The following is a 14,494-nucleotide window of genomic DNA, read 5'->3' on the forward strand; positions in this document are numbered from 1 at the left end:
AACGGCGGCCCGGGTTTCGACAGTCTCCCCGACACGAGGACAACGGCGTCCATTTCCGGCTTGCGAAGCACAGCCACGGAAATGGGCGCCGTTGTGTTTTGGGGCACCGATTTTTTAATCAGCAAGGAGTTGGACATGAACGCAGACACCACCGGCGCAACCGTTCCCCACGCCGCGACCGACACGACCACCGACACCGCAGCGGCTTCGCGGCGCGACTTCATCAAGAAAAGCACCGCCATCGGCGGCGCCGCCTTCTTCTCCACGCTGGGTCACAGTGGCGTGTGGGCGGCCGGCTCCGATGCTCCCGAAAAGACCGAAGTCAAGATTGGCTTCATCCCGCTGACCGACTGCGCCAGCGTGGTGATGGCCGCTGAGCTCGGCATCGACAAGAAGTACGGCGTGAAGATCGTGCCGACCAAGGAAGCCAGTTGGGCCGGTGTGCGCGACAAACTGGTCAATGGCGAACTCGACATGGCGCACGTGCTCTACGGCCTGATCTACGGCCTGCAGCTGGGCACCGCTGGCCCCAAGAAGGACATGGCGATCCTGATGAACCTGCAGCAGAACGGCCAGGCCATCACGCTGTCGAAGAAGCTCGCCGAAAAAGGCGCTGTGGACGGCCCCTCGCTCGCCAAATTGATGGCCAGCGAGAAGCGCGAATACACCTTCGCCCAGACCTTCCCCACCGGCACCCACGCCATGTGGCTCTACTACTGGCTGGCCGCCGCCGGCATCGATCCGATGAAGGACGCGCGCGCCATCGTGGTGCCGCCGCCGCAGATGGTGGCCAACATGCGCGTGGGCAACATGGACGGCTTCTGCGTGGGCGAGCCCTGGAACCACCGCGCCATCATGGACGGCATCGGCATCACCGCCAACACCACCCAGGACATCTGGAAGGACCACCCCGAGAAGGTGCTGGGCACGACGGCCGACTTCGTGGCCAAGAACCCCAACACGGCGCGCGCCGTGACGGCCGCCATCCTGGAAGCCGGCAAGTGGATCGACGCCGGTCTGCAGAACAAGAACAAGATGGCCGAGACGATCGCCCAGCGCGCCTATGTGAACACCGGCGTGGACGCGATCAACCAGCGCATCCTGGGCCGCTACCAGAACGGCATGGGCAAGACCTGGGACGACCCCAACCACATGAAGTTCTTCAACGACGGCCTGGCGAACTTCCCCTACCTGAGCGACGGCATGTGGTTCCTCACGCAGCACAAGCGCTGGGGCTTGCTCAAGTCGCACCCCGACTACCTGGCCGTGGCCAAACAGGTCAACCGCATCGACATCTTCAAGCAGGCCGCAGCGGCCAGCAAGACCTCGTTGCCCAAGTCCGAAATGCGCAGCGCCAAGTTCATCGACGGCGTGGTGTGGGACGGCAAGGACCCGGCGAAATACGCCGACAGCTTCAAGATCAACGCGGCCTGATCAGGCCTGCAGCACCGGAGAAACACCATGGTCAGCGCCGTCTTTCATTCGCCTCTGGAGGGGCTCGCCTCCACCAAGACCGAGCCGACGACCACCGCTGCGGCGGTGCCCCGGCCGGCGCCTGCACCGGTGGCGCAGGTCAAGCGCGGCCGGGACCTGCGCTTCCTCTGGACCAACGTCTTGCCACCCGTGCTGGGCCTGGTCTTCCTCATCGCCGTGTGGGCGGTGGTGGCTGGCACCGGTGCGAGCGGCATTCCCACACCGCTGGAGACCTGGAAACAGGCGATCGAGGTGTTCTCCGATCCGTTCTACCAGGTGGGCCCGAACGACCAGGGCGTGGGCTGGAACGTGCTCATGTCGCTGCAGCGCGTGGCCATCGGCTTCGGCCTGGCCGCAGCGGTGGGCATCCCCGCGGGCTTTGCCATCGGCCGCTTCGAGTTCTTGAGCCGCATGTTCAATCCGCTCATCAGCCTGCTGCGCCCGGTGTCCCCACTGGCCTGGCTGCCGATCGGTCTGCTGGTCTTCAAGGGCGCCAACCCGGCGGCCATCTGGACCATCTTCATCTGCTCCATCTGGCCCATGATCATCAACACCGCGGTGGGCGTACAGCGCGTGCCGCAGGACTACATGAACGTGGCGCGGGTGCTCAATCTGAGCGAATGGAAGATCTTCACCAAGATCCTGTTCCCCGCCGTGCTGCCCTACCTGCTGACCGGCGTGCGCCTGGCGGTGGGCACGGCCTGGCTGGTGATCGTGGCCGCCGAGATGCTGACCGGCGGCGTGGGCATCGGTTTCTGGATCTGGGACGAGTGGAACAACCTCAATGTGGCCAGCATCATCATCGCGATCTTCGTGATCGGCATCGTGGGCCTGGTGCTCGAATTCGGCCTCATCAAGCTGGCCACCCTGTTCACGTTTGAGGAAGTCAAATCATGAGTCATGCATCCAAATACATCGAGATTCAGGGCGTCGAACAGACCTTCAAGACCAAGAAGGGCAATTTTCCTGCGCTGCGCGACATCAACCTGGCGGTGGCCAAAGGCGAGTTCGTCACGCTGATCGGCCACTCGGGCTGCGGCAAGTCCACCTTGCTCAACCTCATCGCCGGCCTGACCGTGCCCACCAGCGGCGTGTTGATCTGCGCCGACAAGGAGATTGTCGGGCCCGGCCCAGAGCGCGCGGTGGTGTTCCAGAACCACTCACTGCTACCGTGGCTCACCTGCTTCGAAAACGTCTATCTGGCGGTCGAACGCGTGTTCTCGACCACCGAGACCAAGGCACAGCTCAAGGCCCGCACCGAGGCCGCGCTGGCCATGGTGGGCCTCACGCCCGCCGCCCAGAAACGGCCCGGTGAAATCTCTGGCGGCATGAAGCAGCGCGTGGGCATCGCCCGCGCCCTGTCGATGGAACCCAAGGTCTTGCTGATGGACGAGCCCTTCGGCGCGCTCGACGCCCTTACCCGCGCCAAACTGCAGGACGAGCTGCTCGAGATCGTGGCGCGCACGCACAGCACAGTGGTCATGGTCACGCACGACGTGGACGAAGCCGTGCTGCTGTCCGACCGCATCGTGATGCTCACCAACGGACCGGCCGCCACCATCGGCGAAGTGCTCACCGTGGACCTGCCGCGCCCGCGCAACCGCGTGGCCCTGGCCGACGAACCGCGCTACCAGCAATGCCGCAAGGCGGTGATCGACTTCCTCTACACACGCCAGGCGCACGTCGAAAAAGTCGCCTGAGCCCCAAAAGGGGGCGTGACTCCCGGCATGGAATTTGCGTGGTGAAACGTCAAGGCTAACGACGGCCTTTCAGTTGCAACAGGCTGCCGGTTCCGGCGGTCTGGTGCGCCCCATGCACCGCACCCGGCATTGCGATCCGGAGGTCTGCGGCGTGGGTTCGATCTCTTCCCCACATCCCTCTCACAAAGGTCCACGCCATGGCGGGTTTCCGTACGTTCCTGAAAGCAGGCCACAGCCCCACGCTGCTGGCCTCCTTCATCTACTTCACCTACTGCTGTGGCGTCTGGGTCACCAACGGGGCCATGGCCCCGTTCATCAAGGACTCGCTCAACCTGAGTCCGGCCCAGCTCGGCGTCATGCTCTCGGTGCCGATCTTTGCGGGCGCCCTGATGCGGTTTCCGCTGGGCATCCTCGCGCAGTACATCGGCCGCAAGAACGCCACACTGGTGGAAATGGGCGGCATCGCACTCGCGCTGCTGTTCGGCTACTTCTACGTGGAGACCTTCAACCACCTGATCGCCATGGGCGTGCTGCTGGGCATTGCCGGCGCCAGCTTCGGTGTCGCGCTCTCGCTGGGCTCGGGTTCGTTCCCGGCGCGCTACAAGGGCCTGGCCATGGGTCTGGTGGGTGCGGGCAACGTGGGCACCTCGCTGTCGGCCCTGCTGGCGCCGCAACTGGCGCAAGCCTATGGCTGGAAGGCCGTGTACGGCATCGCCGCGCTGGGCCTCATGGTGCCGGTGCTGGTGATGATCTTCCTGGCCAAGGAACCCGATGACGTGGACAAACATGCTGGCCTGCGCGAACACGTCGCCTGCCTGTTCGAGAAGGACGGCTGGGCCTTCAGCGTCATCTACGCCGTCACATTCGGCGGTTTCATCGGCCTGGCCACCTTCCTGCCGAGCTACTACTACGACCAGTTCGGCGTGAGCAAGGTGCAGGCCGGTCAGCTCACCATGCTGGCGGCCTTCATGGGCGCGGCGCTGCGCATCTTCGGCGGCTGGATCTCCGACCACTGGGGCGGCATCAACACCTTGACGACGGTGCTCGTCATCATCTCGGTCTCGCTGCTGGCCTGCGGCCTGGCCGGTGGTTCTCTGGTGATCACCACGCTGCTGATGATGTTGTGTTTCGCGGCACTGGGCGCGGGCAACGGCGCGCTGTTCCAGCTGGTGCCCCTGCGCTGGCCGCTGTCCACCGCCGTGGCCGGCTCCATGATCGGCGAGATCGGTGCCCTCGGTGGGGGCTTGGTGCCCAACGCCATGGGCCTGTCGCGCCAGTACGCCGGCACCTACTTCTGGGGCTTCGCGCTGTTTGCGGTGCTCGCGCTGCTGGTGTTGCTGATGATGCGCTCGATGCAGATGCGATGGACGCGCACCTGGGCAGAGAAAGGTGGCCGCGCGCGCAGCGTGTGAGATTGCCTTACTTCGGCAGAAACAGCAGCCAGTAGATCAACAACACATTGAACAAGGCGCTGAGACCCAGCAGCAGCTTCCACAGCATCGTCGGATCCCGCTGCAGCAGCGCCGATGCCGGCGGCATGGTCAGCGGTCGGGACGCACCGCGCTCCAGCGCCAGCAAAAACTCTTCCGCGGTCTCGAAGCGCAGCGACTGGTCGCGCGCCACGGCCTTCTGCACCACATGGTCCAGCCAGATCGGCACCTCGGGGTTGTGGCGGCTGGGCGGCGTCGGGTCGCGGTAGTAGCGGCCCACCTGGTAGGGCAGCACCTGGCCATAGGGCAAGCGGGCGGTGAGCAACTGATAGAGCGTCACGCCCAGCGCGAAAAGATCGCTCCGGGCATCGGGCAGCTCCTTCGTCTCGGCGTCGGAGGCACCGGTTGCCTGCCGCGTGTTGTAGCCCCACTGCTCGGGGTTCACATAGCTCGGCGTGCCGGCGTGCAGCCGTCGCATGCTCTCGGGCTCGCGCCCGCTCAGGGCCACACCGAGATCGAGCACGCGCAGCACGCCGTCCTCGCCCTGGTGCAGATTGGCGGGCTTGATGTCGCGGTGAATCACACCCTGGCGGTGCATGCGGCCGAGCACCCGCAGGGTCTGCATGGCAATCTGCACCGCCTGGCCGGGCGCGAAGCGCTGTGACCGGTCCAGCATCTGCTGCAGGGTCTCGCCGCTGTGCCAGTCGTACAACAGGTAGTAGGCGCTGCGCGGCCGCTGCGTGGGCAGGCTCTGGTGCAGACACACCAGGTTGTCGGCCGCGCGCGAAGACTGCATGCGCCGCGAGAGCCAGGCCTCGTGCGCGAGCATGGCGCGCTCGTCCTGGTCGTGCGCGCGCGCGGGGTGCAGGGTTTTGAGCGCATACAGCGTCTGCGTGGCGGGATCGCGCACCTGGTAGAGCAGGTTGATGCCGTTGTCGGCCACCGGCGCAGTGACGACGAAGCCGTCGATCAGGTCGCCCACCTTCAGGCGCGGCGCCATGGGCAGGGCGTGGGCCAGGCGGCTGGCGTCCTCCAGGTTGGGGTCGAGCAGGCCCAGCACACGCACCACCATGGCGGTGAGGTTGTCGTCGCTGCCCGCGGCCAGCGCCGCCTCCACCAACCGTTCGCAAGCGACCTGCGCTCGCACGGAAGGGTCGGCGCAGTCGGCGAGACGGCGCTCCGGCAACTTGCCATGGACGCCGTCGGTGAGCAGCACGAAAATGTCGCCCACCTGCAGGTCGCCCTGCACATAGTCGACCACGAGGTGGTCTTCCAGGCCCACCGCGCGCAGCAGCTGGTGCCGCAGGTCGGGGTGGTTGACCACGTGGTCGTGCGTGAGGCGCAGCGTCTGGCCCTCGCGCAGCAAGTAGCAACGCGAATCGCCCACGTGGGCCAGCGTGTAGGACTGACCGCGCAGCACCAGCGCGGTGAGCGTGGTCAGGCCCATGGCGGGCTGGCGGCTTCGGTTGAGCCCGGCCAGCCAGGCGTTCTGCGCGCCGATGATGCGGTCCAGCGCCACCGTGGTGTCCCAGGTTTCGGGCGTGCTGTGGTAGTCGCGCACCAGGCTGGTCACCGTGGTCTGGGCCGCTTCCCGCCCCATGCCGCCGGTGCTCACTCCGTCGGCAATGGCCACGATGGAGCCCATGTCCTCTTGTCCCTCGGGCGGCAGCATGGCGGCGCAGAAGTCTTCGTTGTTCTCCTTGCGGCCCGCCAGACACACAAAGCCGATGTCGATGTCAAAGGCCATGCGGCGTCACCCCATCAGCATCTGCATGCTGCGTTCGTATTCGGCCGAGAGCTGCTCGAAGGCTTCAAGCAGGCTTTCGCTGGCCGCCGCCAGGCCTTCGAGCCGCAGCAGCCGGTCGCGACCCGCGGGGCGCTGGATGTGGGCGGCACCGGCGAGCACCTGCTCCCATTCCAGGGCCGCGGCGTCGAGCGTGCGGCGGATCTCGGGTGTGGACAGGGGCAGGCCGTTGAGCAAGGCCAGACCCGACTCGAATTCCCGCTGCGCCCCGACCAGGGCAGCGTCACTGCCCGGCGCGCGCGCATCGGCCTCCACCAGCTCCATCAGCGCGCACTTGGCAAAACGCTGGGACAGCATGCGCTGGCGCCCGGCGATGTTGAGCAGCTTCAGCGGCGGGGCCGAGCCCGCGCTCTCCAGGCTCGCCGTCAGGCGCTCGGCTTCCTGCAGCAGGCGCTCGGCGAGTTCGTCCACCGGCAGCACCTGCGCTGCGGCGGGCTTGCCCTTGAGGGCTGGCTTGAGGCGTTGCCAGGTGGCTTCCACCTGGGCCAGCAGGTCGCCGAAGGTGGGGGCCGAGAGTGTCTTGCCCAAGAGCGCGATGTTGGCGTCGATGCGCTGGATCGAATCGTCCAGCAGCGCCTGCTGCTGGCGCGTCTGCACCTCGGCCAGACGCAACAGGTACAGCTTGACCAGGCGCTGCGAGAGCATGCGCAACTGCCCGGCCCGGTTCACCCCTTCGGCGAAATGGGCCGACTGGATGATGTGCTGCGACACCTGGCCCAAGCGCTGGTTGCTGTGCATGGAGGCGGTGCGCAGGATCTGGAAGGCGTCGTCGTCGGACACCTGCCGCGCGCGCATCAGGATGCCCTTGGCGCGCTCCACCATCTTGCGGTCCTCGAAACGCTGGGACACATCGCGCAGTTGCTCCTGCAGCGCCTGCTCGCGCCGAAAGCGCGCCTGCGCGAGGTGGATGAGCGGGCGCAGGCGCTGCGCTCCGTAACCGTTGACCACATAAGCGTGGATGCCGGCGGCCATGGCCTGTTCGATGTGGCCGGCATCGCTGTCGGTGGTGAACACGATCACCGGGCAGGGTGCGGTGTCGGCCAGCGCCTGCGTGGCCTTGAACAGTGCATCCGCGGGCGCCGACACCTCACCGATCACCAGATCTGGTGCATGGCGCACGACGCCCTGCACCAGTTTGCTGCAGCCCTCTTCCTGCGCCAGGACATCGATGCCCATGGCCTCCAGGTCGACTGCGAGGGGCAGCGTGGTGTGGGGACCGCTCCGAAAAACCAGCACAGATGTCATATGAATCAAGAGCTTGAGAGTGAAAACCGGGTCCGGCTCCAGCGGCGGTTGCATGCCGCGTGCCGGGTCGCGGAGCGCCGCGCGCGCGCCGCCACACGGGTTTCGATGATATGGCACACGTTTTGCATGGTTCACCTCAGACGTGACGAAGCGTCTGACCCCGACCGCAGTGTCGCGGGACTGCTCACAACGACGTGCGCAGCGAGACAACGGGGCCCGCCATGTGGCGCGCCTCAGCCCGGCTTCTCGGCCGGAACAACCGAATATCCCTGTCTTTTTTCTGGTGACCCGGCTCACGGCGCGCGTGCGCGCACCGGTCACTGGCACGGGGTATGCACCTGACCCCTAGCGAATCACAACTGGAGTAGCCGCGATGAAGAAATCAAAACTGGTGATGGTGGGCAACGGCATGGCCGGTGTGCGCACGATTGAGGAGCTGCTCAAGATCGCGCCCGACTTTTACGACATCACGGTGTTCGGCGCAGAGCCCCACCCCAACTACAACCGCATCCTGCTCTCGCCGGTGCTCGCGGGTGAGCAGACGCTGGACGAGATCGTGCTCAACGACTGGGCCTGGTACACCGAGAACGGCGTCACGCTGCACGCAGGCAAGACCGTGACCGAGGTGGACCGCATCAAGCGCATCGTGCGCGCCACGGATGCGGACGGCAGCGTGATCGAGGCACCGTACGACCGCCTCATCATGGCCACCGGCTCCAACCCCTTCATGCTGCCGCTGCCCGGCAAGGATCTGCAAGGCGTGCTGGCCTACCGCGACATCGCCGACACGCAGGCCATGATCGACGCAGCCACCAAATACAAACACGCGGTCGTCATCGGCGGCGGCCTGCTCGGCCTGGAAGCGGCCAACGGGCTGATGAAGCGCGGCATGACGGTGAGCGTGGTGCACGTGGCGCCCTGGCTCATGGAGCGCCAGCTCGACGACGTGGCGGGCAAGCTGCTGCAGCAGTCGCTGGAGACGCGCGGCATGAAATTCCTGATCGGCGCGCAGACGCAGGAGCTGGTGGGCAACGAAGAAGGCCGCGTGAAGGCGATCCGCTTCAAGGACGGCACCGAGCTGCCCGCCGACCTGGTGGTGATGGCCGTGGGCATCCGCCCCAACACCGCGCTGGCCGAGAGCATGCGCCTGCACGTGAACAAGGGCATCGTGGTCAGCGACACGCTGCAGACCGTGACCGACCCGCGCATCTACGCGGTGGGCGAATGCGCGGCGCACCGCGGCATCGCCTACGGCCTGGTGGCGCCGCTGTTCGAGCAGGGCAAAGTGCTGGCCACGCACCTGGCCGAGTTCGGCATTGGCCGCTACACCGGCTCGCTCACCTCGACCAAGCTCAAGGTCACCGGCATCGACCTGTTCTCCGCCGGCAACTTCACCGGCGGCGCCGACACCGAAGAGATCGTGATGAGCGATCCTTCGGGCGGCGTTTACAAGAAACTGGTGATCCAGGGCGACAAGCTGGTGGGCGCCTGCCTGTACGGCGACACGGTGGACGGCTCCTGGTACTTCAAGCTACTGCGCGACGGCCGCAGCGTGGCCGACATCCGCGACAAGCTGATGTTCGGCGAATCCAACATCGGCGACGTGGGCCACCAGGGCCAGAGCAAGGCCTCGGCCATGGGCGATTCCGACGAGGTGTGCGGCTGCAATGGCGTGACCAAAGGTGCGATCTGCAAGGCCATCAAGGACAAGGGCCTGTTCACGCTCGAAGAAGTGCGCAAGCAGACCAAGGCCAGCGCCTCCTGCGGCTCGTGCACCGGTCTGGTCGAGCAGATCCTGATGTTCACCGCGGGTGGCGACTACTCGGCCACGCCGAAGATGAAAGCCATGTGCGGCTGCACCGAACACGGCCACGCAGCGGTGCGCGAAGCCATCCGCACGCCGCTGCCCGACGGGGGCAAGCTGCTGACCACGGCCCAGGTGTTTGCCCACCTGAACTGGAAGACGCCCAACGGCTGCGCGAGCTGCCGCCCCGCCATCAACTACTACCTGATCAGCACCTGGCCCAAGGAGGCCAAGGACGATCCGCAATCGCGCTACATCAACGAGCGCTCGCACGCCAACATCCAGAAAGACGGCACGTATTCGGTGATCCCGCGCATGTGGGGCGGTGAGACCACGGCCGACGAGCTGCGCCGCATCGCCGACGCGGTGGACAAGTACAAGATCCCCACCGTGAAGGTCACGGGCGGCCAGCGCATCGACCTGTTGGGCGTGAAGAAGGAAGACCTGGTCAATGTCTGGAAAGACATCGGCATGCCGTCGGGTCACGCGTACGCCAAGGCCCTGCGAACGGTGAAAACCTGCGTGGGCTCCGAGTGGTGCCGCATGGGCACCCAGGACAGCACCCAGATGGGCAAGGACCTGGAGCGCGCCATGTGGCGCATGTACGCGCCGCACAAGGTGAAGTTCGCCGTCTCGGGCTGCCCGCGCAACTGCGCCGAGGCCGGCATCAAGGACGTGGGCGTCATCGGTGTCGACTCCGGCTGGGAGATGTACATCGCCGGCAACGGCGGCATCAAGACCGAGGTGGCGCACTTCTTCGTCAAGGTGAAGACGGCGGCCGAGGTGCTGGAGTACACCGGCGCATTCTGCGAGCTCTACCGCCAGGAGGGCTGGTACCTGGAGCGCACGGTGCACTACGTGAACCGCGTCGGCCTGGACTACGTGAAGAAGCGCATTCTGGAAGACCACGAAGGCCGCAAGGCCCTCTGGGAGCAGCTGCAGTTTGCGCTGGACGGCGAGCCAGACCCGTGGTTCGACTTCAAGGAAGCCGCGGTGGACACACGCCAGTTCGAACCCGTGAGCACCCTCTCGTGAACATCAGTCGCAGAACCATCATCGCCGCCGCCGCGGGGCTCCCGCTGTTGAACGCGCGGGCCCAGGTGCTGGACCTCAACGACGCCATCAACAAGGCCGGCCGCCAACGCATGCTGTCGCAACGCATGGGCAAGGGCTGGCTGGCGCTGGTGCACAAGACCGAAAGCGGCAGCGCTCAGGCGGTGCTCGACAAGTCGATGGCCTTGTTCGACCGCCAGCTCGTCGAGCTCAAGGCCTTCGCGCCCTCGACCGACATCCGCGACACCTACGTCAAGCTCGAAGCGGCCTGGAGCGACTACAAGACCGCGCTCGTGGGCGCCACGCCGGGCAAGCCGGGCGCGGCCGCCGTGCTGCAGGCCGATGCGCGGGTGCTGGCGCTGGCCCACCAGGGCACGCTGCAGTACGAAGCGGCCTCGGGTCGCCCGGTGGGCAAGCTGGTCAACGTGGCCGGGCGCCAGCGCATGCTCTCGCAGCGCATGGCCAAGTTCTACTTCGCCGCCACGCTGCCCATCGACGTGCCCACCGCCACGGCTGAAATCGGCAAGGCGCGCACCGAATTCCTGAGCGCCATGGAGCTGCTGCGCAACGCCCCCGAGGCCACCGAACGCATCCGCTCGGAACTGCAACTGGCCGATGGCCAGTGGTTCTTTTTCGACCAGGCGCTGCAGCGCATGCAAACCGCTGGCGCCGCCGCCAAAACGCTGTCCGACGTGTTCGTGACGAGTGAAAACCTGCTCAGCGTCATGGACCGGGTCACCGGTCTGTACGCCGCCATCAAAACCTGAGGACTGGAAGCATCATGAGTCAATGGAAGCCCATCTGCCGCGTCGACGACATCCCCGTGCTGGGTTCGCGCCGTGTGGCGCGCGAGCAAGGCCTGGACGTGGCCGTGTTCCGCAACGACCAGAACGAGGTGTTCGCCCTGCTCGACCGCTGCCCGCACAAGGGCGGCCCGCTCTCGCAAGGCATCGTGTTCGGCACCAGCGTGGCCTGCCCACTGCACAACTGGACCATCGGCCTGTGCACCGGCCAGGCCGCCGCGCCCGACGAAGGCTGCACGCCGAAATTCGCGGTGAAGGTGGAAGATGGCCAGGTGTTCCTGGATGCGAACGAACTGGCCACCCAGGCCACCGATCTGACCCGCCCGATCGCCGGCCCGGCACGCCGAACCGTCACCGCATGAACCCGACCACCACCCGCTCAACCTGCCCCTACTGCGGCGTGGGCTGCGGGGTGCTGATCGACAGTGTGGGCAGCCAGATCACCGACGTGCGCGGCGATCCCGATCACCCGGCCAACTTCGGCAAGCTCTGCACCAAGGGCCAGACGCTGCACCTCACCGCGTCGCCCGCGATCGCGCTGCAGACACGGCTGCTGCAACCCATGCAGCGCCTGCAACGCGGCGCACCCGCGCAGCCCCTGGCCTGGGACGCCGCGCTCGACCTCGCCACCGAGCGCTTTGCGTCGGTCATCGAAAGCCATGGCCCCGATGCGGTGGGCTTCTACATCAGCGGCCAGTTGCTCACCGAGGACTACTACGTCTTCAACAAACTGGCCAAGGGCCTGATCGGCACCAACAACGTCGACACCAACTCACGCCTGTGCATGAGCAGTGCGGTGGCCGGCTACAAGCTCACGCTGGGCGCCGACGCGCCGCCTGCCTGCTACGACGACGTGAACCACGCCAGTTGCCTGTTCATCGTCGGCAGCAACGCGGCCTTTGCGCACCCGGTGCTGTTCCGCCGCATCGAAGAAGCGAAGAAGGCCAACCCGGCCATGAAGGTGATCGTGGCCGACCCGCGCCGCACCGACACCGCCGGCTTCGCCGACCTCTACCTGCCGCTGCAACCCGGCAGCGACGTGATGCTGTTCCACGGCCTGCTGCACATCATGCTGTGGGAAGGCTGGCTGGATGCGGCCTACATCGCCGCGCACACCACCGGGTTCGATGCACTCAAGGCGCTGGTGCGCGAGTACACGCCCGAGCACGTGGCGCAGGCCTGCGGCGTGCCGAAGGAAGACCTGTTCACAGCCGCGCAATGGTTTGCGCAGTCGCCTGCCACGCTCAGTCTCTACTGCCAGGGCCTGAACCAGAGCAGCAGCGGCACCGCGAAGAACGCCACCTTGATCAACCTGCACCTGGCCACCGGCCAGATCGGCAAGCCCGGCGCCGGCCCCTTCAGCCTGACCGGCCAGCCCAACGCCATGGGCGGGCGCGAAGTGGGTGGCCTGGCCAACCTGCTCAGCGCCCACCGCGACCTGGCCAACCCGCAGCACCGCGCCGAAGTGGCCGCGCTCTGGGGCGTGCCCTCGGTGCCCGAGAAGCCGGGCAAGAGCGCGGTGGAGATGTTCCAGGCCGCGGCCGACGGCGAGATCAAGGCGCTGTGGATCGCCTGCACCAACCCGGCCCAGTCCATGCCCGACCAAGCCACCGTGCGCCGCGCGCTGCAGCGCGCCGAGTTCGTGGTGGTGCAGGAGGCCTATGCCACGGCCGCCACCTGCGACTTCGCCGACCTGCTGCTGCCCGCCACCACCTGGGGCGAGAAGGACGGCACCGTGACCAACAGCGAGCGCCGCATCAGCCGCGTGCGCCCGGCCGTGACCGCGCCAGGTGAGTCCCGCCACGACTGGCGCATCGTGGTCGACTTCGCGCAGCGGCTCGAAGCCCGCTTGCGGCCCAACGAGGCCACGCTGTTTCCCTACCCGTCACCCGAGCCCATCTGGAACGAACACCGCGAATCCACCCGCGGGCGCGACCTCGACATCACTGGCCTGAGCTACGCCATGCTGGAACAACAAGGCCCGCAACAATGGCCGATGCGCACCGGTGAGACCGTGGGCCGGGAACGCCTGTACGAAGACGGCATCTTCCCCACGCCCGACGGACGCGCCCGTTTTGCCGCCCTGCCCTTCGTGCCGCTGGCCGAGCCGCGCGAATCGCGCTACCCCTTCTCGCTCACCACCGGCCGCCTGCGCGACCAGTGGCACGGCATGACGCGCACCGGCACGCTGGGCCGCCTGTTCGGCCACGTGGCCGAGCCGGCGGTACAACTCAACCCGCAAGACATGGTCCGCCGCGGCTTGAAAGAAGGCGATCTGGTGCACGTGACCAGCAAGCGCGGATCCATCCTGGTGCCGTTGCACGGCTCGGCCGACATCGGCCTGTCGCAGGCTTTCATCGCCATGCACTGGGGCGCCGAATACCTCAGTGGTCTCAGCAGCACCGGCACGGCGCTGGCGGGCGTGAACGCGCTCACCACCTCGGCCTACTGCCCCTCGTCCAAGCAGCCTGAGCTCAAGCACGCGGCGGTGAAAGTGCTCAAGGCCGAGCTGCCCTGGACACTGCTGGCCATGGCCTGGCTGCCCGAGGCCGGCGCTTTAAGCGCCCTGCAAGGCCTGCGCGAACTCATGGCGCAGTTTCCGTTTGCCTCGTGCGTGCCGTTCGGCAGAGACCGCACCGGTGTGCTGTTCCGCGCGGCTGCGCACGATGCGCCCGACACAGCCCTCATGGAGCGCATCGAGGATCTGCTGGGCCTGAACACACCGGATGCCCTGCGCTACGCCGACAAGCGCCTGGGCCAACGCCGCGCCGCACGGCTGGTGCGGGTGGGTGAGGTCACGCAGCTCGACGGTTTCATGCTCGCTGGCGACACGCGCGCCGAGGCCTGGCTCAAGCCGCTGCTGCAGGACGAACTGCCCGCCGACGCCTACGGTCGCCGCCTGCTGATGCCGGGTGCCAAGCCGCCGGTGGCCATCGAGGCCAAAGGCCGGCAGATCTGCACTTGTTTCAACGTGACCGACCTGGCCATCACCGAGCGGCTCACCACCTGCGAGGGCAGCGAGGACGAGCGCCTGGCCACCCTGCAGGCCAGCCTGCGTTGCGGGACCAACTGCGGCTCCTGCGTGCCCGAACTCAAACGCCTCGTGCGCGCCACCCCGGCGTTGCTGGCCGCCTGAACCCTCGCTTTGGCCATATAACGCCGAGTCATCAAACTTGCCGGAC

The 14,494-nt window shown here is 66.8% G+C and carries 10 protein-coding genes; 8 read left to right on the plus strand and 2 right to left on the minus strand.

The window, feature by feature from the left end:
- The first annotated feature begins 135 nt into the window (after positions 1-135).
- The 4 genes from IV113_RS03005 to IV113_RS03020 all read left to right on the plus strand — a co-directional run bounded on the left by IV113_RS03005 (position 136) and on the right by IV113_RS03020 (position 4,585).
- Positions 136-1,434 carry an ABC transporter substrate-binding protein gene (locus IV113_RS03005; RefSeq protein ID WP_291080658.1) on the plus strand — a complete coding sequence of 433 codons (1,299 nt, stop codon included), beginning with the start codon at positions 136-138 and terminating at the stop codon, positions 1,432-1,434.
- A 27-nt stretch (positions 1,435-1,461) separates the two neighbouring features.
- Positions 1,462-2,370 (plus strand): nitrate ABC transporter permease, encoded by a 909-nt coding sequence (gene ntrB / locus IV113_RS03010; protein WP_291080660.1) that lies wholly within the window; start codon positions 1,462-1,464, stop codon positions 2,368-2,370.
- Entirely contained in the window at positions 2,367-3,173 is an 807-nt protein-coding gene (locus IV113_RS03015; protein ID WP_291080662.1) for an ABC transporter ATP-binding protein, read from the plus strand. The genes ntrB and IV113_RS03015 overlap by 4 nt, the downstream gene beginning before the upstream one ends.
- Before the next feature lie 197 nt (positions 3,174-3,370).
- Entirely contained in the window at positions 3,371-4,585 is a 1,215-nt protein-coding gene (locus IV113_RS03020) for an MFS transporter (RefSeq protein ID WP_291080664.1), read from the plus strand.
- Positions 4,586-4,592: 7 nt separating this feature from the next.
- Here IV113_RS03020 and IV113_RS03025 read toward each other — a convergent pair whose 3' ends face one another.
- The gene (locus IV113_RS03025) at positions 4,593-6,350 is read right to left on the minus strand and encodes a bifunctional protein-serine/threonine kinase/phosphatase (protein WP_291080666.1); all 1,758 of its coding nucleotides are present in this window, start codon (positions 6,348-6,350) and stop codon (positions 4,593-4,595) included.
- A 6-nt stretch (positions 6,351-6,356) separates the two neighbouring features.
- Positions 6,357-7,583: a type IV pili methyl-accepting chemotaxis transducer N-terminal domain-containing protein gene (locus IV113_RS03030; protein ID WP_291080668.1), complete on the minus strand. Its 1,227-nt coding sequence runs from the start codon at positions 7,581-7,583 to the stop codon at positions 6,357-6,359.
- A 442-nt stretch (positions 7,584-8,025) separates the two neighbouring features.
- On the opposite strand from IV113_RS03030, the gene nirB reads away from it, so the two are divergent.
- The 4 genes from nirB to IV113_RS03050 are packed head-to-tail and all read left to right on the plus strand — an operon-like array spanning position 8,026 to position 14,448.
- The gene (gene nirB, locus IV113_RS03035) at positions 8,026-10,491 is read left to right on the plus strand and encodes a nitrite reductase large subunit NirB (protein WP_291080670.1); all 2,466 of its coding nucleotides are present in this window, start codon (positions 8,026-8,028) and stop codon (positions 10,489-10,491) included.
- 2 nt (positions 10,492-10,493) lie between these two features.
- Complete coding sequence (locus tag IV113_RS03040) at positions 10,494-11,276, plus strand: type IV pili methyl-accepting chemotaxis transducer N-terminal domain-containing protein (protein WP_291081177.1); 783 nt, start codon at positions 10,494-10,496, stop codon at positions 11,274-11,276.
- A 14-nt stretch (positions 11,277-11,290) separates the two neighbouring features.
- Positions 11,291-11,674, plus strand: a complete 384-nt coding sequence (gene nirD / locus IV113_RS03045) for a nitrite reductase small subunit NirD (protein WP_291080672.1) — start codon at positions 11,291-11,293, stop codon at positions 11,672-11,674.
- A complete protein-coding gene (locus tag IV113_RS03050; RefSeq protein ID WP_291080674.1) occupies positions 11,671-14,448 on the plus strand; it encodes a nitrate reductase in 2,778 nt (925 codons plus the stop codon). Before nirD ends, IV113_RS03050 begins: the two co-directional genes overlap by 4 nt.
- Positions 14,449-14,494: the final 46 nt, after the last annotated feature.

Origin of the sequence: Hydrogenophaga sp., assembly GCF_018780385.1 — a bacterium.
In the GTDB taxonomy this organism is placed as follows: domain Bacteria; phylum Pseudomonadota; class Gammaproteobacteria; order Burkholderiales; family Burkholderiaceae_C; genus Hydrogenophaga.